The sequence below is a fragment of the Thiocapsa marina 5811 genome (assembly GCF_000223985.1).
GTDB lineage: Bacteria > Pseudomonadota > Gammaproteobacteria > Chromatiales > Chromatiaceae > Thiocapsa > Thiocapsa marina.
Window position 1 is genome coordinate 206,135 of the sequence record NZ_AFWV01000001.1, and the last position, 22,870, is coordinate 229,004.

Annotated in this window: 19 protein-coding genes; 6 read left to right on the forward strand and 13 right to left on the reverse strand. The window is 65.8% G+C overall.

Annotated elements, in window-relative coordinates:
- Positions 1 to 206 precede the first annotated feature (206 nt).
- The 4 genes from THIMADRAFT_RS00910 to cbiM all read right to left on the reverse strand — a co-directional run bounded on the left by THIMADRAFT_RS00910 (position 207) and on the right by cbiM (position 4,264).
- Positions 207 to 1,232 (reverse strand): MlaD family protein, encoded by a 1,026-nt coding sequence (locus THIMADRAFT_RS00910; RefSeq protein WP_007191063.1) that lies wholly within the window; start codon positions 1,230 to 1,232, stop codon positions 207 to 209.
- Positions 1,229 to 1,957, reverse strand: coding sequence for an ABC transporter ATP-binding protein (locus THIMADRAFT_RS00915; RefSeq protein ID WP_407635139.1), 729 nt, complete (start codon positions 1,955 to 1,957; stop codon positions 1,229 to 1,231). The genes THIMADRAFT_RS00910 and THIMADRAFT_RS00915 overlap by 4 nt, the downstream gene beginning before the upstream one ends.
- Positions 1,958 to 2,116: 159 nt before the next feature.
- Positions 2,117 to 3,235, reverse strand: coding sequence for an MlaE family ABC transporter permease (locus THIMADRAFT_RS00920; protein ID WP_007191065.1), 1,119 nt, complete (start codon positions 3,233 to 3,235; stop codon positions 2,117 to 2,119).
- A 375-nt stretch (positions 3,236 to 3,610) separates the two neighbouring features.
- Positions 3,611 to 4,264: a cobalt transporter CbiM gene (gene cbiM / locus THIMADRAFT_RS00925; protein ID WP_007191066.1), complete on the reverse strand. Its 654-nt coding sequence runs from the start codon at positions 4,262 to 4,264 to the stop codon at positions 3,611 to 3,613.
- A gap of 227 nt (positions 4,265 to 4,491) precedes the next feature.
- Here cbiM and THIMADRAFT_RS00930 point away from each other — a divergent pair, with 227 nt between their 5' ends.
- Positions 4,492 to 5,112: a DUF2076 domain-containing protein gene (locus THIMADRAFT_RS00930; RefSeq protein ID WP_007191067.1), complete on the forward strand. Its 621-nt coding sequence runs from the start codon at positions 4,492 to 4,494 to the stop codon at positions 5,110 to 5,112.
- Between the two features lie 284 nt (positions 5,113 to 5,396).
- Positions 5,397 to 5,834 (forward strand): nickel-responsive transcriptional regulator NikR, encoded by a 438-nt coding sequence (nikR, locus tag THIMADRAFT_RS00935; protein WP_007191068.1) that lies wholly within the window; start codon positions 5,397 to 5,399, stop codon positions 5,832 to 5,834.
- Positions 5,835 to 6,048: 214 nt separating this feature from the next.
- Here nikR and THIMADRAFT_RS00940 read toward each other — a convergent pair whose 3' ends face one another.
- The 9 genes from THIMADRAFT_RS00940 to THIMADRAFT_RS00980 form a co-directional block, all read right to left on the reverse strand.
- Entirely contained in the window at positions 6,049 to 6,951 is a 903-nt protein-coding gene (locus tag THIMADRAFT_RS00940) for a transglutaminase family protein (protein ID WP_007191069.1), read from the reverse strand.
- The gene (locus THIMADRAFT_RS00945) at positions 6,948 to 7,913 is read right to left on the reverse strand and encodes an alpha-E domain-containing protein (protein WP_007191070.1); all 966 of its coding nucleotides are present in this window, start codon (positions 7,911 to 7,913) and stop codon (positions 6,948 to 6,950) included. Before THIMADRAFT_RS00945 ends, THIMADRAFT_RS00940 begins: the two co-directional genes overlap by 4 nt.
- Positions 7,913 to 9,385: a circularly permuted type 2 ATP-grasp protein gene (locus tag THIMADRAFT_RS00950; RefSeq protein ID WP_040729317.1), complete on the reverse strand. Its 1,473-nt coding sequence runs from the start codon at positions 9,383 to 9,385 to the stop codon at positions 7,913 to 7,915. The genes THIMADRAFT_RS00945 and THIMADRAFT_RS00950 overlap by 1 nt, the downstream gene beginning before the upstream one ends.
- A gap of 214 nt (positions 9,386 to 9,599) precedes the next feature.
- Positions 9,600 to 10,244: a potassium channel family protein gene (locus THIMADRAFT_RS00955; RefSeq protein ID WP_007191072.1), complete on the reverse strand. Its 645-nt coding sequence runs from the start codon at positions 10,242 to 10,244 to the stop codon at positions 9,600 to 9,602.
- A 363-nt stretch (positions 10,245 to 10,607) separates the two neighbouring features.
- Positions 10,608 to 12,041 carry a TrkH family potassium uptake protein gene (locus THIMADRAFT_RS00960; protein ID WP_007191073.1) on the reverse strand — a complete coding sequence of 478 codons (1,434 nt, stop codon included), beginning with the start codon at positions 12,039 to 12,041 and terminating at the stop codon, positions 10,608 to 10,610.
- A 3-nt stretch (positions 12,042 to 12,044) separates the two neighbouring features.
- Positions 12,045 to 13,265 (reverse strand): ribonucleotide reductase N-terminal alpha domain-containing protein, encoded by a 1,221-nt coding sequence (locus THIMADRAFT_RS00965; protein ID WP_007191074.1) that lies wholly within the window; start codon positions 13,263 to 13,265, stop codon positions 12,045 to 12,047.
- 40 nt (positions 13,266 to 13,305) lie between these two features.
- Entirely contained in the window at positions 13,306 to 15,741 is a 2,436-nt protein-coding gene (locus tag THIMADRAFT_RS00970; RefSeq protein ID WP_158308349.1) for a sensor histidine kinase, read from the reverse strand.
- A gap of 332 nt (positions 15,742 to 16,073) precedes the next feature.
- Entirely contained in the window at positions 16,074 to 16,421 is a 348-nt protein-coding gene (mazF, locus tag THIMADRAFT_RS00975; RefSeq protein WP_007191076.1) for an endoribonuclease MazF, read from the reverse strand.
- A complete protein-coding gene (locus THIMADRAFT_RS00980) occupies positions 16,421 to 16,663 on the reverse strand; it encodes an AbrB/MazE/SpoVT family DNA-binding domain-containing protein (RefSeq protein ID WP_007191077.1) in 243 nt (80 codons plus the stop codon). The genes mazF and THIMADRAFT_RS00980 overlap by 1 nt, the downstream gene beginning before the upstream one ends.
- A 262-nt stretch (positions 16,664 to 16,925) precedes the next feature.
- Between THIMADRAFT_RS00980 and THIMADRAFT_RS00985 the strand changes: the two genes are divergently transcribed.
- From THIMADRAFT_RS00985 to THIMADRAFT_RS01000, 4 genes are read left to right on the forward strand one after another with little or no spacing between them, the layout of a single operon-like run.
- Positions 16,926 to 17,123 carry a hypothetical protein gene (locus THIMADRAFT_RS00985; protein WP_007191078.1) on the forward strand — a complete coding sequence of 66 codons (198 nt, stop codon included), beginning with the start codon at positions 16,926 to 16,928 and terminating at the stop codon, positions 17,121 to 17,123.
- Position 17,124: 1 nt separating this feature from the next.
- Complete coding sequence (locus tag THIMADRAFT_RS00990) at positions 17,125 to 19,455, forward strand: acyl-CoA dehydrogenase (protein WP_007191079.1); 2,331 nt, start codon at positions 17,125 to 17,127, stop codon at positions 19,453 to 19,455.
- Between the two features lie 17 nt (positions 19,456 to 19,472).
- On the forward strand, positions 19,473 to 20,786 hold the full coding sequence (locus THIMADRAFT_RS00995) for an acetyl-CoA C-acetyltransferase (protein ID WP_007191080.1): 1,314 nt from the start codon (positions 19,473 to 19,475) through the stop codon (positions 20,784 to 20,786).
- The gene (locus tag THIMADRAFT_RS01000; RefSeq protein ID WP_007191081.1) at positions 20,783 to 22,870 is read left to right on the forward strand and encodes a 3-hydroxyacyl-CoA dehydrogenase NAD-binding domain-containing protein; all 2,088 of its coding nucleotides are present in this window, start codon (positions 20,783 to 20,785) and stop codon (positions 22,868 to 22,870) included. Before THIMADRAFT_RS00995 ends, THIMADRAFT_RS01000 begins: the two co-directional genes overlap by 4 nt.

Genomic DNA, 22,870 nt, shown 5'->3' on the forward strand with positions numbered 1-22,870 from the left:
CGTGAGCTTCCTCGACTTCTAGTCGAGATCGGCCTCGGCAAATCAGGCCCGGGACGCTTGCGTCTCGGGCCTGTTTGTTTCCGGCGCCGACAAAAAAAGACCCCGACATCAATGCTCTACCGACCTGAAACGCCGGAGGAACAGGGTCGTCGGGGCCGGCGAGATCTTGTCACGACGCACGCAGCGGCCGACTGCCGGATCAAGGATCATCGCTTACCCTGCAACAGCGCTTCCGGATGCCGCTCCAAATAATCGGCAAGATCCCGAAGGGATCGAGCCGCCGCCGATGCCTCGGCGAGGAAGCGGTCGAACCGAATCCGTGTTCCGGACGCATCCCCGGCCAAGGCGCCCAGCGAACGCATGGCGGCTTCCACCTCGCCGAGCGCAGCCCGGGTCGCTCCCGACAGCGGGATCACCTGCTCGTCGACCCGGCGCACCAAGACAGCCAGCGACGCGGAAACCGCCTCGAGGTTTTCCGCGACCGGGACAATGCCGGATTGCACCGCTCGCGCCAACGCGCCGTAATCCTCCAGGGTCGAATCCAGGCGCCGTGCAAGCGGCGGTACCTCCCGATCGACATCTTCGATCAACACCCGAGCCGACTCGAGAGTCCCGTTCAAGGTCTCTAGCAAACGCAGCACTTCCCCGGAACCGATCAATTGCCGGATCGACGCAAGTGTCAGCGACGCCTCGTTGACGAGATCGTCGAGCCGTAGATTGTCGAGCATTTCCGACATCCGATCGCGCGTCGCCTCGATCGAGGGCACCTCCACCGCATCGTCGGGATCCTTCAGCAACCGCAAAGGGCGCCCGGGAATCAACTGGAGCGCAACCACGTATTGCCCGGTGACGAAGCTCAGCGACTCCAGGCGCGCATGCAAACCGCGCTCCTTGACCAAACCGCGGAGGATCTCCTCCGGCGAATCCTCGGAGGCCGAACCGAGGATGCTCACGCTGTCCGGCCAGACCTCGTAGGTCACAGGCACGCTGAAGGTGCCGGTATCCGGCGAGAAGCTCAGCTCGATCCCGGTCACCCGCCCGACCGTCACACCCTCGAACTGGACCCCGGCGCCGACATTCAACCCCTGCACCGAACCGGGAAAATAGGTGACCATGGGAACCTGCGCGCGAAAAAGCGCACCGCTGCCGAACACCAGGATCGCGATGACGACCAGGGCCAAGGCCCCGAGCACGAAGCCGCCGATCACGGTTGGATTGGCCTGCTTGCTCATGTCTCTCCCCGGCTCAAGAAATCGCGAACGATCTGGATCTCGCTGTGCTCGCGCAGCTCGCGGGGATTGCCCGTCGTGAGCATGGTCTGCGTGGCGGCGTCGAGGAACACCGAGTCGTCCGCAATGGCGAAGATGCTCGCCAGGTCATGGGTCACGACGACCATCGTCGTACCCAGGCTCTCGCGCAGCTCTAGGATCAGGTCATCGAGCAGACGTGCACTCAAGGGGTCGAGACCCGCCGACGGCTCGTCGAAGAAAAGGATGTCCGGATCCAGCGCCATGGCACGGGCGACGCCGACCCGTTTGCGCATGCCGCCGCTGATCTCGGAAGGATAGAAGTCGCAATAAGCCGAGAGGCCGACGAGGGCGAGCTTGTAGACCGCAACATCGTGGATCTGGCTCGGTCGAAGCCGCGTGTATTGCTCGAGCGGCAAGGCCACGTTCTCTTCGAGCGTCATGGAGCTCCACAGGGCACCGCTCTGATACATCACTCCGTTGCGACGCATCCTTCGGATCCGCGCACGCTGGGGCGCATCCCAAAAGCTCTCCCCGTCGAACAGAATCTTCCCGGCTTGCGGCGCAAGGAGTCCGATCAGGCTGCGCATGAGCGTACTCTTGCCGCTGCCGCTGCCGCCCATGATGACGAAGATGTCGCCGCGGCGGATTGCAAAGCTCAAATCGCGCTGAATCACCGTGTCGCCGTAGCCCACCGACACGCCATCCACAAGGATATGTCGATCCTCCGCGGAGTGGCCTGGCTGATCGGGAGCCCGGTCAGGCCGCCGATCGGAAGACGGAGCAGCTGGAGAATCGCTGGACGGATCCCTGGACGTCCGGCGGCTTGTATCTCCCGCGACTCGGGTCGGCATCGTCGAATCCGCCGCTTACGACAGGCCGACCGCATCGAAGACGATCGTGAGAACCGCCGATGCAATCACGATGAAGACGATCGAGGTCACCACCGCCGATGTCGTCGCCTCCCCGACGGCCGCAGCGCTGCGCCCGCTCTGCATGCCGCGCAGGCATCCGGAGACGGCGACGATGGCGCCGAAGACGGTCGCGCTGATCAACCCCTGAGTGATGTGGTTCCAGCCGATCGCCGCGACCGTCTCGGTAAAATACTCGGCCGGATTCAAACCACCGACCACGGTGCCGGCAAAGGCCCCGCCGAGGATCCCCGTGAGGTTCGCGTAGATGGCCAACAAGGGCGTCATCGCGACCAGCGCGATCAGTCGCGGCAAGACCAAAAACTCGACGGGCGAGATCCCCAAGGTGCGCAGGGCGTCGATCTCTTCGTTCACCTGCATGGTCCCCAGCTGAGCCGCAAAGGCCGCTCCGGTTCGCCCGGCGAGCACGATCGCGGTGATCAGCGCGCCCATCTGAATGACGATGGCGAGCCCGACGAGGTCGGCGACGAAGATCCGTGCGCCGAATTGGGCCAACTGCTGATCACCGATATAGCCCAGGATGAGTCCGACCAGAAAGCTGATGAGACTGATGATCGGCAAGGCATCGGCGCCCACCTCCTCGATCAGTAGCCAGAGCTCCGAGCGCCGAAAGCGGGCTCGCCCGGCCACCATCGAGCGCACCGCGAGGGTCACCTCCCCGACAAACGCCAGGATCTCGCCGGTGGAGCGCGCCAGATCGATGAAGTCCTGACCGAAACGCCGCAGAAAGGGGTCGGCATGCTCGTTGCGACCCTCGGCACGACGCTCCGGCACCGTCGAGGCCAGACGCAGCAGGGCCTGAACCCCCTCGGGCAGCCCCTCCTCCCGCACCTCGATGCCGCGCTCCCGACACCGCCAGGCCAGTGAGGCGAGGTAGCTCACGAGACCGGAGTCCCAAGCAACCAGGTCGGAAGTCTCGAAAGCAATCGACGTCAGTTCTTGCTCGGAGAACAGATCGGCATCGAGCCGCTCGAGGTCCGGTAGATCCGCATCGAGCTGCCAAGCACCGCCGATCGCCACGACGACGTGGCCGGCCTGCTCGCGCGCAAGCGCCATCCGTGGATCTGAGTGCGGTTTGACGGGATTTGAGACAACGTCGTTCATGGCACCGACAAGGATGCGCATGCCGGGCCATGGAGCGCAAGCGCGGAGAGGCCGGCTTAGACGGGCAAGCATGCGGGAGCGATCGAAGTCACACCGCATCCCGCAGATCACCTGCGGCCGTGGTGACTAAACCGCCTCCAGAGCGAGATGCTCGGTTTCGAGTGAGCTCGACGTTTGGCGCATCCGCGGCCCTTAGCGAGGACGCGGGTTAAAGTGATTCTTTTCTAATCTTTTTAACCGCTCCGACCGCAGCGGTCGTCAAGTCGACCGGAGCCGATCCCGTCCAAAAACATCGCATACCGCGCTTGGCGCGGTTTAGAGTCGTCCCTACAAGGTCGAGCGCTCGGCCGGCAGAAGGCGAGCGGGTAAAACCGCCGGGAGCAGCTCGGGACGCACGGTCAGGAGAAGCCGCAAGGCCGCAGCGGTAAGCGCTCCTTCCACGAGCATCACCGGGATCTGAACGATCAGGATCAGTTTGGCCGCCACGAGGAATTCGCTCCCGCTCAGCGCAAGTACTCCGGCCACCGACAACGCGGATACGCCGAACGACAAGGCACCGACCAGAAAGCCGGCAACGACCAACGTCGCCGAGCGAGGCGAGCCGTCCAAGCGCGCCAAAAGCCGCTGCGCGAGCAGACCGATCACGACCGCCGGTAGAGCCAGATTCAGTGTATTGGCTCCGATCACGGTCAAACCGCCAAACCCGAAAAAGGCCGCCTGTAAAAGCAGCCCGACCAAGATCGCGGGAAAGGCCGCCCAGCCGAGCAGCAACCCCATGAGTCCGGTCAGCATCAGATGGGCGCTCGCCGGACCGACCGGCAGATGGATCAAAGAGGCGACAAAAAAGACGGCCGTCAGAAGGCCGGCGCGCGGGATGGACTCGCTATCGAGGGCGCTCAACCCCCGAGCGACGCCGGCAACCGCGAGCATGGATGCGCCGATCAAAACCGGCGCACCGAGAACACCGTCGACGATGTGCATAGCTGTTATCGATGTCCGGACAAGGCCAAGGCGCGTAGTACCTTGGTGCAAACGGTAATACCCGAGAAGGTAGCACTCGGCCTTGCAGGCGTCTACCCGGGGCCGACGGCGTCGGTAAGTCCTGCCGGCATATATCCGGCGGGCACCGCTATTGGAGTCTCGGTCTCCGACCGGATATCTTTGCCGAGAGGATCAATGCGAGCTGATTCACCCTTCGGAGGCGAGCCATGGACCAAAGCAACACGAGCCAAAACGAACAGAGACTGAACGAGCAGCGGATCATCGACGACCTGTTCGGCAAGCTGCGACAGGCCGAGCATCAAACCGGACCACGCGATCCGGCCGCGGAACAGCAGATCGCCGCGGCGCTCGAGCATCAGCCCGCAGCACCCTATTACATGGCCCAAGCGATTCTGGTCCAGGAGCGAGCCATCGAGACGCTCGGCCAACGGGTCCAGGATCTCGAGCAGGAGCTCGCGAGCCGGCCGGCCGGCGGCGGCTTCCTCGACAGCCTTTTCGGGGCACCGAGCTCCCGTGCGGGCGCCCCGGGCGCTCCGGCCGGCGGAGCCTTGGGCCGTGCGGTTGCGCCGAGCGGCATGGGCCTCGGCGGCATGCAACCCGGTCAAGCCCACCGGGCGGGCGGCGGTTTCCTGGGATCGGCACTGCAAACCGCGGTTGCGGTTGCAGGCGGTGTCATGATGGCCAACGTGCTGACCGGCCTCTTCGCCGCCGAGGAGGCCCAGGCGGCCGAGGAACCTGTCGAAGATCCGGGGCTGGATTCGGATTTCGACCCCAAGATGATGGACGACGGCGATATGGGTGACTTCGACGGCTTCGATGACTTCTAAACCGCGTCCAGAGCGAGATGTTCACTTTCGAGTGAGCTCGACGCTTGGTGTATCCACGATCCTCAGCGAGGACGCGGTTTAAAATAATAGAATACATTTAATGTCTTAAACCGCGCCGGCTCCAGCGGCCGTGAAGTCCGCCGGGGCCGATCCCATCCAATAACATCGCATACCGCACTGGGCGCGGTTTAAACCGCGGCGTCTCCAGCGGCCGTCAAATCCGCCGGGCCGATCCCATCCGGAAACATCGCATACCGCGCTCGGCGCGGTTTAAGAGGCCCGACATGTCTTCTGTCGAGGAAAGCGTTCGCGAGGAAACCATCCGTTTCAGCGTCTCCCTGCCCCGCCCGTTGCTGGACGAGCTTGATCGACGCGTCGTCAAGAAGGGCTACGCCTCGCGCTCCGAGCTGGTGCGCGACCTGATCCGCGAGCGGATCGTCGAGGAAACCTGGGAGCGCGGCGACGTGGAGGTCGCGGGTGTGCTCACCATCGTCTACGACCATCATCAGCGCGAGCTCACCCAGCACATCCTGGACATTCAGCATCGCCAGTACATCCACGTCGTCGCAACGACGCACGTGCACATGGACCATCACAACTGTCTGGAGACCATCATCATTCGCGGCATGCCGGTCGAGATCGAGCGGCTGAGTTTGGAGATCGGGGGGTTGCGGGGCGTGCGGTTCTCCGAGTTGACGCGGGCATCGCGCGTCCAAAACTGAACCGCGCTAAACCGCGTCCGGTGCTCTCGGAGATGGTCGAGTCGATAGAGAGGTTAAAACACTCTTGAATCGCCGGAGTCGACGCGGTTTAGGATAAGAAAAACAATATTTTAAAATTCTTGAACCGCGTCGACTCCGACTTCTTTGGGTCGGCCGAGGCAAGACGCAATCCGCGATGTTCGCATATCATTTCGGACGCGGTTCAATTCGCATATCACTCCGGACGCGGTTCAACAGGTATGACGGCCAGGGTTTCTTCGAGCTCCGGCACCGATCCGTCGCTGCGGCAGGTCTGACGCAAGGGCTGCACGTCGCCTGCATCGCGCCCGACGGCAACGCGCATGTAGGTCGCATCGGCGAGCAGTCCCATCGCCGGATCGACACCGCGCCAGCCGCCGCCCGGGATCAGCACCTCGGCCCAGTGGTGGAGCCTCTGCTCGCGCGGCTGGGTGCCCGGCGGATCTTCGTCGTCCGGGTCGAAATAGCTCGCATCCAGATACCCGGAGACGAATCGCGCGGGAACCGACCACTGCCGCATCAGGGCGATCAAGAGGTGCGCCAGGTCGGCGGCACAGCCGCGCCCTGCGTCGAACAGCGCCGGCAATGCCATGACCGGGCGTGCGACCTCCGGGTCGAACGGCGTCACCGACTGAATCCAGGCACTCGCCTCCTGCACCTGATCCAGGAGCGGTCGATCCTCGCGCAGGATCGGCACCCGGTGTCCGCAGATCTCCTCGGGCAGCGCGGGGGTCAGTGGCCCTTGATGCAGGACGAAGTCCCAGAGGCGCGGGGCTTGATGGAGGGCGTCGTCGATCCAGGCGCGCTCGCGTGCCTGCGCGACCACCGGGAAGTCGAAAGGGTTGCTGCGAAGGGTCTCCACCTCGGCCGTCATGGTGAAGGCGAGCTCCCGGTGCGCTCCCATCACCGCGAAGTGATGCGAGAGGTTGCCGAACCCGTCCCGACAGGCGGAAACGCCCGCGTCGGGTGCCACGGAGAGCTGGATCTGCAGGAGCGACTGACTCTCGTCGTCCCAAGGCGCCAGGCGGATCTGGACGTGGTGCTCGCGTGCCGGGGCCGCGAAATGGATCCGACAAACCCGCTCGATCTGATATCTCACTGAGCATCATCCCCCAGGTGGGCCTCGAAATAGTCGCTCTGCAGCGCCGTGCCGAAATCGGCCAAGAGCCCCAGGAAGTCGTCGAGATACTCGTGCAGGCCCAGATCCAGAATCCCCTGGGGCGTTGCGCCGTCGAGATGACGACGCAGTGCGGCAAGACGCTCGGGCATCGCTCCGTCGGGCAAGCTCCCGATGCGTCCGAGCGCGCGTTCCATACCCTCCACACAGTAGGCGAGCGAACGCGGGAAATCCGTGTCGAGCACCACGAACTCCACCACGTCGATCGGGCGGATGCCGCCTTGATACTTGCGGCGATACGCCTCGAAACCGGAGAGCGACTTGAGCAGTGCACCCCATTGGTAGTAGTCCAACGGCGAGCCGACGAGCTTCAGATCCGGCAGCAGCAAGTGGTAGCGCGTATCCAGGATGCGCGCGGTCATGTCGGCGCGCTCCTGGAGACTGCCGAGCGCCATGAAGCCGTAGGCCTGGCCCCGCATCATGGTGCTTTGGGTCAGACCGAAGAAGGCCGCGACCTGGCGATGAATGAAGGCGTAGAACTCGGCCGCACGCCAGGGCTGCAAGGTCGTCTTCAGATGCTTGTCGGCCGAGAGCCACAGCTCGTTGAGCGCCTCCCACATCTCGCTCGAGATGCGATCGCGCACCACCCGCGCATTCTCGCGGGCAAGCTTGAGACTGAGCAGGAGCGAGCCCGGATTGTTGCGGTCCTGGGTGAGCAGATGGATGACGCGCTGCACCGTCACGCGCCCGTCGGGATGCAGCTCCTCGTACAGCTCGTCTGCACCCATGATGGTAAGCAAGGGACGCCACTGCATCTCCTCGGTCGCACCCTCGTCGGCCTCGAGCATGTAGACGACATTGATGTCCAGCACGCGCGCGGTGTTGTCCGCGCGCTCCAGGTGCCGGGTCATCCAGTACAGCGACTCCGCAATACGACTCAACATTAGTCGGCCAGCACCCAGGTGTCTTTACTGCCCCCGCCCTGCGAGGAGTTCACGACCAAGGATCCCTTGGTCATGGCGACCCGGGTCAAGCCGCCCGGGACGACCTCGATATCGCTGCCGTAGATGCTGAAGGGACGCAGATCCAGATGGCGCGACTCCAGCTCGCCGTCGAGATAGCAGATGTGGCGCGAGAGCTGGATCACAGGCTGGGCGATGTAGTTGCGCGGATTCTCCTCGATCTTGCGGGCAAACTCGGCGCGCTGCGCGGTGGTGGACGAGGGCCCCATCAGCATCCCGTAGCCGCCGGATTCAGCGACCGCCTTGATGACCATTTTCTCCATGTTGTCGAGCACATACATGCGGTCCTGGTGGTCGGTCATCTGATAGGTCGGGACACTCGGCAGGATGGGGGATTCGCCGAGGTAGTAACGGATGATGTCCGGGACATAGGCATAGACCGCCTTGTCGTCGGCGATGCCCGCCCCCGGTGCATTGGCCAAGGCGACGTTGCCGGCCCGCCAGGCGTTGATGATCCCGGCCACGCCCAGCTCGGAGTCCGAGCGAAACACCAGGGGATCGAGGAAGTCGTCGTCGACGCGCCGATAGACCACATCGACCTGACGCAGACCCTGCGTGGTCTTGAGATAGACCTTGTCGTTCTTGCAGACCAGATCCCGCCCCTCGGCCAGCTCCACGCCCATCTCCTTGGCGAGAAAGGTGTGCTCGAAATAGGCCGAGTTGAAGATGCCGGGGGTGAGCACGACGATGGTCGCGTCGTTCGCGCCGCGCGGCGAGAGATGACGCAGGGCCTGCAGCAGCAGCGCCGGATAGTGCTCGACGCGGCGGACCCGATAGCGGGCGAAGAATTCGGGCAGGATGCGCCGCTCCACGATCCGGTTCTCGATCATGTAGGACACACCGGACGGGGTGCGCAGGTTGTCCTCGAGGACCAGATAGCGACCGTCCTCGTCGCGGATCAGATCGACCCCGCTGATGTGGGTGTAGATATCGTGCGGCGGGGTGATGTCCATGATCTCGCGCCGAAAATCCTTGCCCCGGTAGATCAGCTCCGGAGGCACCACACCGTCCTTGAGGATCCGCTGACCGTGATAGAGGTCCTTCAGGAAGAGATTCAGGGCGCGGATGCGCTGCTTGAGTCCGGCCTCGATCTGCGCCCACTCGATCGCCGTGATGATGCGCGGGAGGATGTCGAAGGGCCAGACCCGCTCGATCCCCTCCTCGTCGTTGGAGTAGACGGTGAAGGTCACCCCTTCGGTGTGCAATGTCAGATGGGCATCGCGCGCCTTGGCCCCGAGGATCTGCTGCCCCGTGGTCTGGATGTGCTCCCACATCGGCAGGTAGTGATCGCGCGGCCGGAAGTCGTCCTGATAGAACTCGTGGTAGGCCATCGCTTGTCCCGCGCGTTGCATCTGGATCTGGCCGGCACCGCCGGATTGGAATTGTTTAAGCATCTGCGTGAACCCCACAACATGGCCCATAACGGAGAAAACACGTCAAGAAACGCGCCAAGATCGCGCTCGTCGCCACGCGACGCCAACCGATTCATCGATAAGGACTTTTGCGAAGCGCAGATTGCCGTCGCAAAATGATGCCGCACTATGGGAGTGCACCACCACCGGAAGGGAACACAAAACCAGCCACCGATGCACGAAGATCGAGCGCACCCTACTCAAACCGCTGGCGGAGCGTTTTCAGACCCCGTGCCCGCGTCAGCAACACCACCTCGTCACCGATCTGCAGATGCATCTGCGGATCGGCGAATTTGAGCTCCTCGCCGTTGCGATAGACGCAGATGGCCCGAGCGACATCCGGAATGGCCAACGCCTCGAGCGTCGTCGCCGACGCCTCGTCGACCTTGAAGGAAAAGATCCGGGTGTCGCCGCGCAGGATGTCGGAGATGGCGATGATGTCCTGCCCCTCGGCCATGTCGGCGAGATAGCGGCCGACGGTGTGCATCGGCACCAGCGAGTCGGCCAGACCCAGCTCGGCGCAGATGTGCTCCAGGTCGGGATCCTCGATCTTGGTCACGACCCTTCGGTAACCGAGGGAACGCGCCACCAGGCTCGCGATGATGTTGGACTGATCGTCGTGGGTCAGGCAGAAGAGCAGATCGGTATTCTCGGGATCGGCCTCGCGCAGGATCGCCGGCCGGGTCCCGTCGCCATGGAGGAAACCCACGTCGAGCTCGTCGCGAAACCGCTCGATCGTCGCCGGATCGCGCTCGACGATGACGACCTCGTGACCGCGCTCCACGAGCATCCGCCCGGTAAGCACGGCGAGGGTTCCGCTGCCGATGAAGACGAATCGCATGTCGTGTCCCTCGTTGCGGGGAAAGCCTCCGGCTGCCAGCCCCAGCTCCCAGCTCCCAGCTCCCAGCTCCCAGCCTCCAGCCTCCAGCCTCCAGCCTCCAGCCTCCAGCCTTTGGCCTTTACTTTAGTCGATTTCCGGACCTCGGCATCCCGACGACGCATACGATTCGGCCGGAAGTGATGCCAACGGTCGTCGCGAAGCGGCGACACCTCCCGGGATAGACGACTTGCAGTCGTCCTCTTCAGTCGGCGCGACGCCCCTGAGGTTCGGATGGAGCGCAACCCCGCCGGTACTCAGGACGCTTGGAAGATGACGACTGCAAGTCGTCGATCCCGGGGAACGTCGCTTCGCGACGCCCGCCGCTCAAGGCTTATACCAAGTCCCCGGAAACAGCAGGACCAGCAAGGCGATGATCTCCAGTCGCCCGGCCAACATGTCGAGGCTCAGAAGCAGCTTGAGCCCGGGCTCGAGGTCGGGGCTGGCTATACCCACCGACAGTCCGACCGTCGCCGTGGCCGAGACCACCTCGAAGAGGGCATCGAGCGCCGGATAGCCGGCGGCGAGAAAGGCCATCCAGGACCCGAGCACCAGCAGCACGAACAGCAGAATCAGTACCAGGGCATGCTCGATCTGAAGGCCGCCGAGTGTCCGGTCGCCGATCGCCGGCTGGACCACTGCATGACGCGGCAGTTGAACACGCATCACGGCGAGCTGGATCATGCGGATCAGGATCAGCAGGCGCAGGAGCTTGATGCCGCCGGCCGTCGAGCCGACACCCCCGCCGGTGGCCATCGAGAGGATCAGGACACCTTTGGCCGCCGGGTCCAGCTCGCTCAGATCCAAGGTCGCAAAGCCCGTGGTCGTCTGAGCCGAGCCCGCCTGGAGCAGCGCGTCCGCCGGCGACAGACCCCCGAGCCACCAGAGCAGAACCGCCACCAGCGCGACGGCGATGAGCAGTGCCCGAAGCTCGGGATCGGACCTCAGGGAGACGGGGCCGGACCTCCACGCCCTGTAGTACAAAAAGAGCGGCAAGGCACCGAGCAGCGACACGGCGAAGAGCGCGAAATGAGCGCCTCGCCCGAAGCCGGCCAGGCTGTCGGAGACACCGCCGAACCCGCCGGTCGAGATCGCGGCCAGCGTATGGATGAGGGCGTCGAAGGGCGGCAGATCCGTCGGCAGGACCAGCAGCAAGCCGGCAACCGTGAGCAGCACGTAGATCGTAAAGGCACGCCGGGCGTGGATCCGCGTCCCTTCCGCCAAGCTCTCCTCGTCCACACCCGCATCGGCCAGACGACGCATGTCCTCGGTCCGCCCGAAGGCCAGGGCGAGGGACAAGACGACGATGCCCAAGCCGCCGAACCACTGCATCCAGGCGCGCGTGAAGAGAAAGGCATCGGAACGGAGCTCCGGGTTCGGCACCAAACTGAGACCGGTGGTCGTCACGCCCGAGACCGACTCGAACCAGGCATCCAAAGGCGACAGACCCTCCGCAGTGAGCGGATAGGTCATGAGCGCCGCCGCGATAATGAAGGTCAAGGCCGAGATCACCAGGGCCTCGTTGGCCTGCAAGGGCCGGTCGCTCGGACGGATCCGAGCACAGACGCCGAGCGCCAAGGCCGGCAGAAGCGCCGCGAGCAGGATGCGCCGCGCCAGCTCCCAGTCACCGGTCGCCGCCGCGAAGGCCAAGGGCACCGAGAAGAGCACCGCCAGAATCAGCGCAATCTGACCCAGGTGATGCAGCACCATCGCCGGGCGCACCGGCTGCATCAGCGGCTTGACTGCGGGGTGGAAGGACATGCCTCAGTCCCCTTCCCGCTCCGATCCGCAGCAGGGCCCCGACGCCTCCGGCGTGCGGGCTTCGAGATCCTGGCTCAGGATCTCGCCGGTCACCGGGTTGGGCCTGAAGGTCGTGCAGCCCTTCAGCCCGAGATCGTAGGCACGCCGATAGAGCCGCTCGAACGACGCGAACGGGATCCCGGCCGGCACATTGATCGTCTTGGAGATGGCGTTGTCGACATAGGGCGCAACGGCCGCCTGCATGGCGAGATGGTCCTCCGGCGCCACCTCGTGCGCGGCGACGAAGGCCGGCGGTCCGGGCTGCCGCCCGAAGCGCTCGCGCCAGAGCCGTACGGCATCATCCTCGACCCGATACCGGTCCGATTGACCCGCAACCGTGCGGACTCGGCGATACTGCACGCGAGAGAAGACCGGCTCGATGCCGCTCGAGAGGTTGTTCGCGAGCAGGCTGATGGTCCCGGTCGGTGCAATCGCGGTGAGATGCGAGTTGCGGATGCCGCCCGAGGCGATCCCGGCACGGATGTCCTCGGGCAACCGCCGCACGAAGGGCGCCGCCAGATAGGCATCGCGCACCAGGTACGGAAACGGCCCCTTCTCGACGGCAAGAGCAACCGAGGTTCGGTAGGCCGCATGCATGAAGTCATTCGTGACCAACACCGAGAGATTGAAGTTGCGCAGCGCCTTCGCGTCGCGCTTGGCGTCGATGAAGACCTCGATGTCGGGGTGGTCGCAGCGCAACGTCCCCATCATGGCGCCGCGGCGCACGCCGGTGGAGAGCAGGGTCGCGCACATGCAGTCCCACAGGCCCATGAAGAACACCGACCCCGAGGCCGTACCCCCGACGCGCCGGGCGCGCAGACCGGCGGGGCGCAGCGTGGAAAAGTCGCAACCCACGCCCCCGCCCTGCTGCATGGTCAGGGCCGCATCCCGCAGCGACTCGAAGATGCCCGAGAGGTCGTCCGGGATCGGACCCATGACGAAACAGTTGAACAGGGTCAGGTCCCGATCCAGGCCGGCCCCGGCGAGGATCCGCCCGCCCGGGAGGAACCGAAACCCCTTCAGCACGTCCAGATACCGCGCCGCCCAAACCTCCCGCGCCGCCGGCTCCACCGACGCCAGCGCGCACGCCACCCGCTGCCGGGTCGCGTCGAGATCGGTCTCGCCTTCGGCCCGATAGCGGGTCTCCCAGACGAGACGCGAGATGGTCGGCTGCTGGTCTTTCACGCTTGATCCGCCTCCGGTCGGGACTCCGGATCACGAGGAATCAGTCCATTCGGTCGCCGGGCACGCGAATGCGCATACGCGTTCCAGGTGCGGACGGTTCCACGGAGAGCTCGGCCTCGATCAAGTCCAGGCGCTCGCGGACACGATGCAGTCCGAAGCCTCCGTCGGGGCGCGGTAGCGGCTGCGCTGCGTTCGGGTCGAATCCGATCCCGTTGTCTTCCACGATCAGCTCGAGGTCACCTCCCCGTGACTGCAATCGGATGGCACCATGGCTGGCCCGCGCGTGTTTGATGAGGTTGTACACCAACTCCCGGGCGCACTGGAAGAGGATAACAGACACCTCATGCCGCGGTTGAGGCAGGTCGGGATCCACCGCGGAGGCCATCCGAATACCCCAGCGGGCTTCGGTACTCTCGGCGAGCCATGCCAGCGCCGCGGCCAGACCCTGACGCGCCAATACCGGCGGACTTAGATCGAATTGCAGCGTGCGCAGCTCGGCGATCGCCTCGCTCAGCAACGTCTGTCCTGCGCCGAGCATTTCGGCCGTCTCCGCATCATCGGGGTCCCGCGCGGCGGACTCGACCTGTATTTGCGCCAGGGCGAGTTTCTGCATCGGACTATCATGCAGCTCCCCCGCCAAGCGCGCCCGCGCGGCCTCATCCGAAAGCGACAGATCCACGGCCAGCCGGCGCAGCCGGACATTCGCGCCGGCAAGCTCATGGGTGCGCTCGGCAAGCGCCTGATCAAGTCCGCGAGACAGCTCGGCAAGCGCAGCCTCGGCCCGGCGTCGGCGCCCGACCTCCCGGGACAGACTGAACGCCCACCACCCGACGATCGCCAGCAGCAGCGCGGAACCCGCGGCGACCCGCAGCAAGAGCCCCCAGTCCGCCTCGACGCGATACCGGATCGAGATCCAGTCGTTGTAGATCGCATCCCTCTCGTAACGGGGGATTGCATCCAGGCCCTTCTGCAGGATTGCCGCCAGCATCGGCTCGTCGCGATGAACCGCCATTCCCAAGCGATACACGAACGGGGTCTCCCCGAGCACCTTGATCTCGGTGAGACCGGACGCGCCGATATAGTAGCTGGTGACCGCAAGGTTACCGACGAAGGCAAAGGCATCGCCCCGCGCGACCGCACGCAAGGCCGCGGGCGTATCCGCCACGGGCAGCAACTGGATCTCCGGCTCTTGCTCGCGCAGCCAATCATGCACCGCCTCGCTCTCGATCACGGCGACGACCTTCCCCTGCAACGCCTCGATGCCGCCCAAATAGGCGACATCGGCCGCCGCGAAGATCGCGGCCGGAAAAGACACATAGGGCTCGGTCAGGTCGAAGCGTTGGCGGCGCGACGGCGTCGCCGCCACCGCCGGGAGAAGGTCGAGTTGGCGTCGGTGGAACTGCGCGACGGCCGCTGCCCAGGACCGGGCCTCGACGAACTCGAGCCGCAGGCCGAGACGCTCGGCGACCAGCCTGATATAGGCGACCGAGATCCCCTGCGGTCGGCGCTGCTCGTCGAAGAACTCGATCGGCGCCCAGGTCGGATCGATGCCGACCCGAAGCACGGGATGGTCGGCGATCCACCGCTTCTCCTCGGCACTCAAGCCGGTCGGCGTCGAACCGCCCGAGAAACCATCGGCGCGCCCGAACCAACGCCGATTCAGGACAGCCGACTCCTCGGCGGTGATGGCCGCAAGACCCTTGTCGAGGATGCCGACCAGCTCCGGCCAATCCTTGCGGATCGAGATCCCCAGCCGTGCGGGGCCTTCGGACAGCATCCGCTTCGGCCCAAAGCCAAGCACACCGTTGCTCGCTCGCCAGTACTCCAAGGCGTACGAGCCGATGGCTGCGTCCACCACGCCAGTCAACAGCGCCTCCGCCAGTGCCGCTTGGCTCGGCAGCGCGACCGCCTCGATGGACGCTTGGCCCTCCAGCAGCTTGCGCTCCCGCAAGACCTCCCGCAGATAGCCGACCCGCCGCCCGTTCAACCCCGCGAGGCCCGGCGGCGGCAGAGGGTCACCGTCGCGCAGGTAAAGAAAGAGGTGAACGGTATGGAAGTTCTCCGTGAAGAGAAAGCGATCGCCGCGATCCGAGAGCGGCGCGGCCAACGTCAGACCATCGAGCCGACGTTCCTCGGCCGCGGCGACCATCTCATGCCAAGGACCGGACGCGAGCCCGATCTCGATACCGAGCTTCTCGCCAAGCAGCCGCAGATGATCCACCGCGAATCCGGCGATGCGCCCCTCCCCGACCGGAATCACCCAGGGCGCCCACTCGGCACCGACCCCGAGCAGGATCCGCGGGTGCGCGTCCAGCCAGGCACGTTCGGCCGGGGTCAGCAGGTCCGGACGTTTATCGTCGGCGAGTACGGCTTGGGCCAGGAACAACCAGACCAGACCCATGACGAGAAACGCCCTCGCGGCGCGTCGGCGATCGCTTGCGGCGCTTTGAAATGATACGTGTCGTTCGGTCGTCATGGCGGCATTCTCTGCTGTGCCGAGAAGCAAATCCATTGTGGCCTGAGGGAGACGGAGAGCGTGATCCCTGCGCCCGTGGCTTCGAGATAGCTGTCGTTGGGCATCCGCGAGGCGGCGCGGCGATCGAGAGAATCGGTCGTGAAGGTGCCGTGTAAGCCGGAGCGCGCGACGTACATTTCGGGGAAGGGCGCCGCGGGTCGGTCTTTGGGCCTTTTGGGCTTGATCGTTCCGGGGTCTCGGCGGGAAGGTTCTGTAAGCTATGCTGGTGCTTGCGATTGGTCAGCGCGGGATCGTCAAGCAGAACGCCGTGGCCGGTCATTTTCGCCGGAGCACTATTGTCGGAGCTCCGAGCCCATCAGGGCCAGGACCTTGGCCCTGACGTCATTCAGCTCGGCGGCGGAGACCCGCCCTTTGTGTTGCGCCTTGCGGGCCACCCAATCGAGGCTCTTGAGCTGGTCGGCCAAGGCAACGCTCGGACGATCACCCGCGATCAAGACCTCGAAGGGGTAGCCCTTGATCTGCGTCGTCATGGGACAGCACAAGATCAGCCCGGTCTTGGCGTTGTAGGCCGAAGGGCTGGCGACCAGCGCCGTACGGTGACCGGCCTGCTCGTGTCCGGCTTGGGGATTGACATGCAGCCACACGATGTCGCCGGCCTCGGGCACATAGGGCCCGGCCATCAAAGGGCTTCCTTGCCGACGGGTCCACCGAAATCGACTTCGGAATGCAGGTTCGCCGGTGTGATGCCGTCGAGCAATCGGGCCAGATCGTATCCCTTTGGGCGGATCGGCTCGATCACGATGCAGCCACCCTCTTCGCGGATGTCCACGGTTTCATCCAGCGTCAGACGAGCCGCTTCCATGATGGCGGCCGGGATGCGCACCGAGGCGCTGTTGCCCCACTTCTTGACGGTGACACGCATTTTCGACCTCCACCGTATCTTCAATGTCGATACATTATGCCACCATCGAGGACGTGACAACATCGCCGATTCCTCGCCCCCCGCACACCTCGGGGCATCGCGGGACGGATGCCGCGGCGCGATCGTGGCAGGCCCGAGCACGCGGGATGACCCCGACCTTCCCTGAAACATTCTCGGTGTCGTAAGGGTCTGAGCGATTAACTGACCTCGCTTGTCGGGTAAATCGCCATGACACGACTCCGCCCCCCCCGTCCGGGGATGGATGATCGGCTGGCTGACCAAGGAAGGAGAGCCGCACGAGGTCCCCTTGTGCGATTTCAAGGTGCTACTGAACGACCGCAGCCGCTCCTATCGCGCCGCCGCGAGTGCGACTTGGGTGGTCGGTCCCGCCGGCCGAGTCACGCTCGGCGACCTGCCTTGCGGGTGCTCCGAGACGGCCGTCTCGACCGAGGACTGCTGATATGACCATTCTTATCATCGCGTTCGGCACTATCGCCGCGACGATCGCGGCGCTGACACTTTTCGCACCGCTCCGCCGGCATCTGATCACCCGACACCTGCTCGCGCAGTTTCGGCGCGTCATGCCGGCCATGTCCCGCACCGAGCGGGAGGCGTTGGAGGCCGGAGGGACCTGGTGGGATGCGGAGCTCTTCTCGGGCCGCCCCGAGTGGTCGCGTCTGCGCGACCTACCCCCGGCCCGTTTGAGCCCAGCCGAGCAGGCGTTTTTGGACGGCCCGGTCGAGCAGCTCTGTCGCATGCTCGACGACTGGCGCATCACCCACGAGGATCTGGATCTGGCGCCCGAGGTCTGGTCCTTTATCCGGCGCGAGCGCCTCTTCGGACTCGTGATTCCGACCCGCTACGGCGGGCTCGGCTTCTCCCCGCTCGCCCACTCGGAGATCGTCATGAAGCTCGCCAGCCGCAGCATCACTGCCGCGGTGACCGTAATGGTCCCCAACAGCCTGGGTCCGGCCGAGCTGCTGCTGCGCTACGGCACGCAGGCCCAGCGCGAGCGTTGGCTGCCGCGCATGGCGAGCGGCGAGGAGATCCCCTGCTTCGCGCTCACCGGACCGACGGCCGGCAGCGACGCGGCCTCCACACCGGACATCGGGGTCGTCTGTCAGGGCCTCTTCAAGGGTCACCCCACACTCGGGATCCGGATCGATTTCGACAAGCGCTACATCACCTTGGGACCGGTCGCGACCCTGATCGGACTGGCCTTCCGATTGACCGACCCGGACCAGCTGCTCGGTGACGATCCGCAGCCCGGTTTGACCCTCGCCTTGATCCCGGCCGACACGCCCGGCATCGAGCGCGGGCGCCGTCACCTGCCGCTCGGCATCCCCTTCCAGAACGGACCCCTGGTCGGGCGCGGTGTCTTCATCCCGGTCGATTGGGTCATCGGCGGCCGGGACGGGATCGGCAAGGGCTGGCGCATGCTGATGGAATCGCTCTCGGAGGGTCGCGGCATCTCGCTGCCGGCGCTCGCCACGGGCGGCGGCAAGCTGGCCGCGCGCTACACCGGGGCCTATGCCCGCATCCGCAAACAGTTCGGCCGCCCGATCGGCGATTTCGAAGGGGTCGAGGCCGCACTCGCACGCATCGCCGGGCGGACCTACCAGATGGACGCCGCGCGCCGGGTCTTTCTCGCCGCGCTGCAGGCCGGCGAGCATCCGGCGGTGCTCTCGGCGGTGCTCAAGTATCAGCTCACCGAGGCCTATCGCCGGGTCATCAACGACGCCATGGACGTACAAGGCGGCAGCGGGATCTGTCTCGGGCCCGCCAATCCGCTCGGCCGGGTCTATCAGGCAATCCCGATCGCCATCACGGTCGAAGGCGCGAACATCCTGACGCGCAACCTCATCGTCTTCGGTCAGGGCGCATTGCGGTGTCATCCGCACGTGCTGGAAGAGTTTCGGGCCGCGGGAGATCCGAACCCGACGCGCGCGCCAGAACGCTTCGATGCAGCTATCGCCGGACATGTCGGCTTCCTGATCCGCAACCTCCTGCGCACTCTGCGCGATGGACTGACCGGCGGACATCTCGCCGCACGGCCCATCGCAGGCTGGCTCGGTTCCCACTATCAGCGGCTTGATTGGCTGAGCAGCGTCTTCGCCCTCAATGCGGATCTCGCCATGATGACCTTGGGCGGAAGCCTGAAACGCCGCGAGCGTCTGTCCGCACGGCTCGGCGACATCCTGAGTCTGCTCTTCATGGCATCCTGCACGCTCAAGCATTTCGAGGATCAAGGCCGACCGGAGGCCGACCGCGATCTGGTCGAGTGGGCCATGGCGGATCACCTGATGCGTATTCAGGAGGCGCTGGTCGCGCTCTGGCGGAACTTCCCCCGGCGTGGCCTTGCACGGCTCCTGCGGATGATCAGCTTCCCGACCGGACTGCCCTTCGAGGGGCCGAGCGACGCGCTGGAGCATCGCGTGGCCCGGCTGATCCTGGAGCCGGGTGCGTCCCGCGACCGCCTGACCGCGGGGATCTTCGGCAGCCGCGATCCGAGCTTGGCCGTCGGTCGCATGGAGCTGGCGTTGACGGCGGCGACACGCGCGGAGGAGATCCGGCATGTCCTGCGCGCGGCCATCCGTCAGGGGCGCTTGGGCGAAGGAGACGGCCGAACACAAATCCGAGAGGCGGTCGCGGCCCGTCTGATCACCGCGGATGACGCGGCCGCGCTTCGGGAGGCGGAACAGCTTCGCGATGCCGTCATCGGGGTCGACAGTTTTGCCGCGCTGCGGCCGCTGCAGCCGCGCGTTCAGGATGAAGCGCGGGCCGCGGCCTGAATCGAACGGAGGACACGATGAGCGAACGCACACGAGCGAACACCCGACCTGTCTATCTGGTCGACGGCTGCCGGACACCCTTTCTGAAGGCACGCGGCGTCCCCGGGCCCTTCAGCGCTGCGGATCTTGCCGTCGGCGCCGGCCGTCCACTCCTGTTGCGCCAGCCGTTCCCGGCGGAGGCGATCGACGAGGTCATCCTGGGTTGCGTAGTCCCGGGCCCGGACGAGATGAACATCGGCCGAATCGCCGCACTGCGTCTCGGCTGCAGCGAGCGCACCCCGGCCTGGACGGTGCAGCGCAACTGCGCCTCCGGGCTTCAGGCACTGGACAGCGCCGCGCAGTCGATCGCCTCGGGCCGGGCGGATCTCGTCCTGGCCGGCGGCACCGAGGCCATGAGCCATGCCCCGGTCCTCTTCGGGCGCGCCTTCGTGGACTGGCTGGGGCGCTGGTCGCGCGCCCGCGGCCCGATAGCCCGCGGACGGCTGCTGACGCGGCTGCGACCGCAGGATCTCGTCCCCGTGATCGGTCTGCTCAAGGGTCTCACCGACCCCATCGTGGGGCTTTCGATGGGTCAGACCGCCGAGCATCTCGCTTGGCGGTTCAGGATCGGTCGCCAGGCGATGGATCGGTTCGCCTTGCGCAGCCATCAGCGGCTGGGGACCGCGCTCTCCGACCAGGTCTTTTCAGCCGAGATCACGCCCCTCATCGCGCCCGACGGGACTGCCTATACTCAAGATGAAGGCTATCGGGCCGACTCGGACCTCGAACAACTCGGCGCTCTGCGCCCCGTCTTCGACCGACCCACGGGCGCGGTGACGGCCGGCAACAGCGCACAGGTGACGGACGGCGCGGCGCTGCTCCTGCTGGCCTCCGAGGAGGCGGTGGAGCGTTGGGATATGAGCGTGCTCGCGCAGCTCGTCGATGTCCAGTGGGCGGCGCTCGATCCGACCGAGATGGGCCTCGGACCGGTCCATGCCATGGCCCCGCTAATGCGTCGCCCGGGGCTCGCGACCGTCGACATCGACCTCTTCGAGATCAACGAGGCCTTCGCCGCGCAGGTCCTCGCCTGCCAGGAGGCTTGGTCGGATCGCCACTACCGTGAAGAGGTGCTCGGCGACGAGCCGGACCAGCCGATCCCGGACGATGCCCTGAATCCGGAGGGCGGCGCCATCGCCATCGGCCACCCGGTCGGTGCGAGCGGTGCACGTCTGGCCCTGCACCTGGCGCTGTCCATGAAGCGTCGAGGGCTGACCCGGGGCGTTGCGAGTCTTTGTATCGGAGGCGGTCAGGGCGGGGCCCTGCTGCTTCGAGCCGAAGGAGGTGTGCCATGAAGACACTCTGGACGATCGAACAAGACGCCGTGGACGGATTCTGCCGGCTCGGGATCGACGACCCGTCGCACGCCGTCAACCTGCTCTCGATCGCCGCACTCGATGAACTGGACACGCGTCTGGACGAGATCGAAAGCGCACTCGAAACCGGGATCGCGCCGGGACCCCACTCGCATCCGATCACCGGACTCATCATCCATTCGCGCAAACCCAAGGGATTCATCGCCGGCGCGGATGTCGGCGAGTTCGAGAGGCTCACCGATCCGGCAGCGGCCGAGCGCCACATCCGACGGGTCCACGCCCTGCTCGTCCGCATCGAGGACCTGCCGATCCCGACCCTCGCCCTGATACACGGCATCTGTCTCGGCGGCGGCCTAGAGCTGGCGCTCGCCTGTCGCTACCGCATCGCGAGCGACGACCCCGCGACCAAGCTCGGCTTCCCCGAGGTACGACTCGGGATCTTCCCGGGCTACGGCGGCACCTGGCGCGCCATCCGCACGCTGGGTCCCGTCGCGGCCATGCAGGCCATGTTGGCCGGCAAAACCTACTCGGCCCGCCAAGCCCAACGGATGGGTCTGGTCGATCGAGTCCTCCCGCAACGTCAGTTGGAGGCAGGCGCTCGCGATCTGATTCGCGCCGCACCCTTACCGACCCGGGCGAACTTTTCGCAGCGTCTGCCCAATCTTCCGCCGCTGCGCGGTTGGATCGCGCGCCGGATGACCCGCCGAACGGCGGCCAAGGTGAGGCAGGAGCACTACCCTGCCCCCTTCGCCCTGATCGAGCATTGGCGCGCCAACGGCGATAACGCACGGGGTCTGCTCGACGGCGAGGCCCTGCGGGTGCCCGAGCTTCTGCTCGGCGAAACCTCAACCAATCTCAGGCGCGTCTTCCATCTCCAGGAGCGGCTCAAGGCCCTTTCCGATGCCGAGGTCCCGCGTCCGCAACGGGTCCATGTCGTCGGGGCCGGCGTGATGGGTGGCGACATCGCGGCCTGGTGCGCACTCAGCGGTCTGACGGTGACCCTTCAGGACCTCTCGCTCGATCAGATCGGACAGGCCATGAAGCGCGCCCATCGCCTCTTCGAGCAACGCCTGCGCGATCCCCGGCTGGTCCGCACGGCCTGGGATCGCCTGATCCCGGACCCCGACGGCGAGGGGCTACAACGCACCGACCTGGTCATCGAAGCGGTCGCGGAGCAGGCACAGCTCAAGCAACGCCTGTTCGCCGAGATCGAGACACGCGTCCCCGCGCATGCCTTGCTCGCCACCAACACCTCGAGCATTCCGCTCGAACGCATCGGCGAGGGTCTTCGGGATCCGGGGCGCCTCGTCGGTCTGCACTTCTTCAACCCGGTTGCGCGGATGCAGCTCGTCGAGGTCGTCCACGGCGCCTCGACACGACCCGAATCGCTTCAGCGCGGCCTCGCTGCGGTCCGCGCATTCGACCGGCTCCCGCTGCCGGCGCGCAGCAGTCCGGGATTCCTGGTCAACCGCGTCCTCATGCCCTATCTGCTCGAGGCCGTCGACCTGCTCGACGAGGGTGTCTCCATCGCCGCCATCGACAAGGCCGCGGTCGACTACGGGATGCCGATGGGCCCGCTGGCGCTCGCCGATACGGTCGGGCTCGACATCTGTCTAGCCGTCGCCGACACACTCGGACCGGCCTTGACGGCCCCGGAAGAGGCGCCCGAACGGCTGCGCCGGATGGTCGCGGGCGGACGACTCGGGAAAAAGAGCGGACACGGATTCTATCGTTACCCTGACAGGCAGGCCGTGCCCGAGCCCATGCCGCACGATCGGCCGCCCCCTGACCTGACCGAGCGGCTGATCTTCCGCCTGCTCAACGAGTGTGTCGCCTGTCTGCGCGAAGGCGTGGTCGAGGATCCAGACCTGCTCGACGCCGGCGTCGTCTTCGGCACCGGTTTCGCCCCGCATCGCGGCGGCCCGCTTCATGAGATCGCCCAAGGCGGCTGGGAGCGCATGCGCGAGCGCCTCGATGCCCTCCAACGCGACCATGGCCGCCACTTCAGACCGGACCGGGGCTGGCAGTTGTCACCGGCCGGGCTCTATCGAGGAGGACACTGA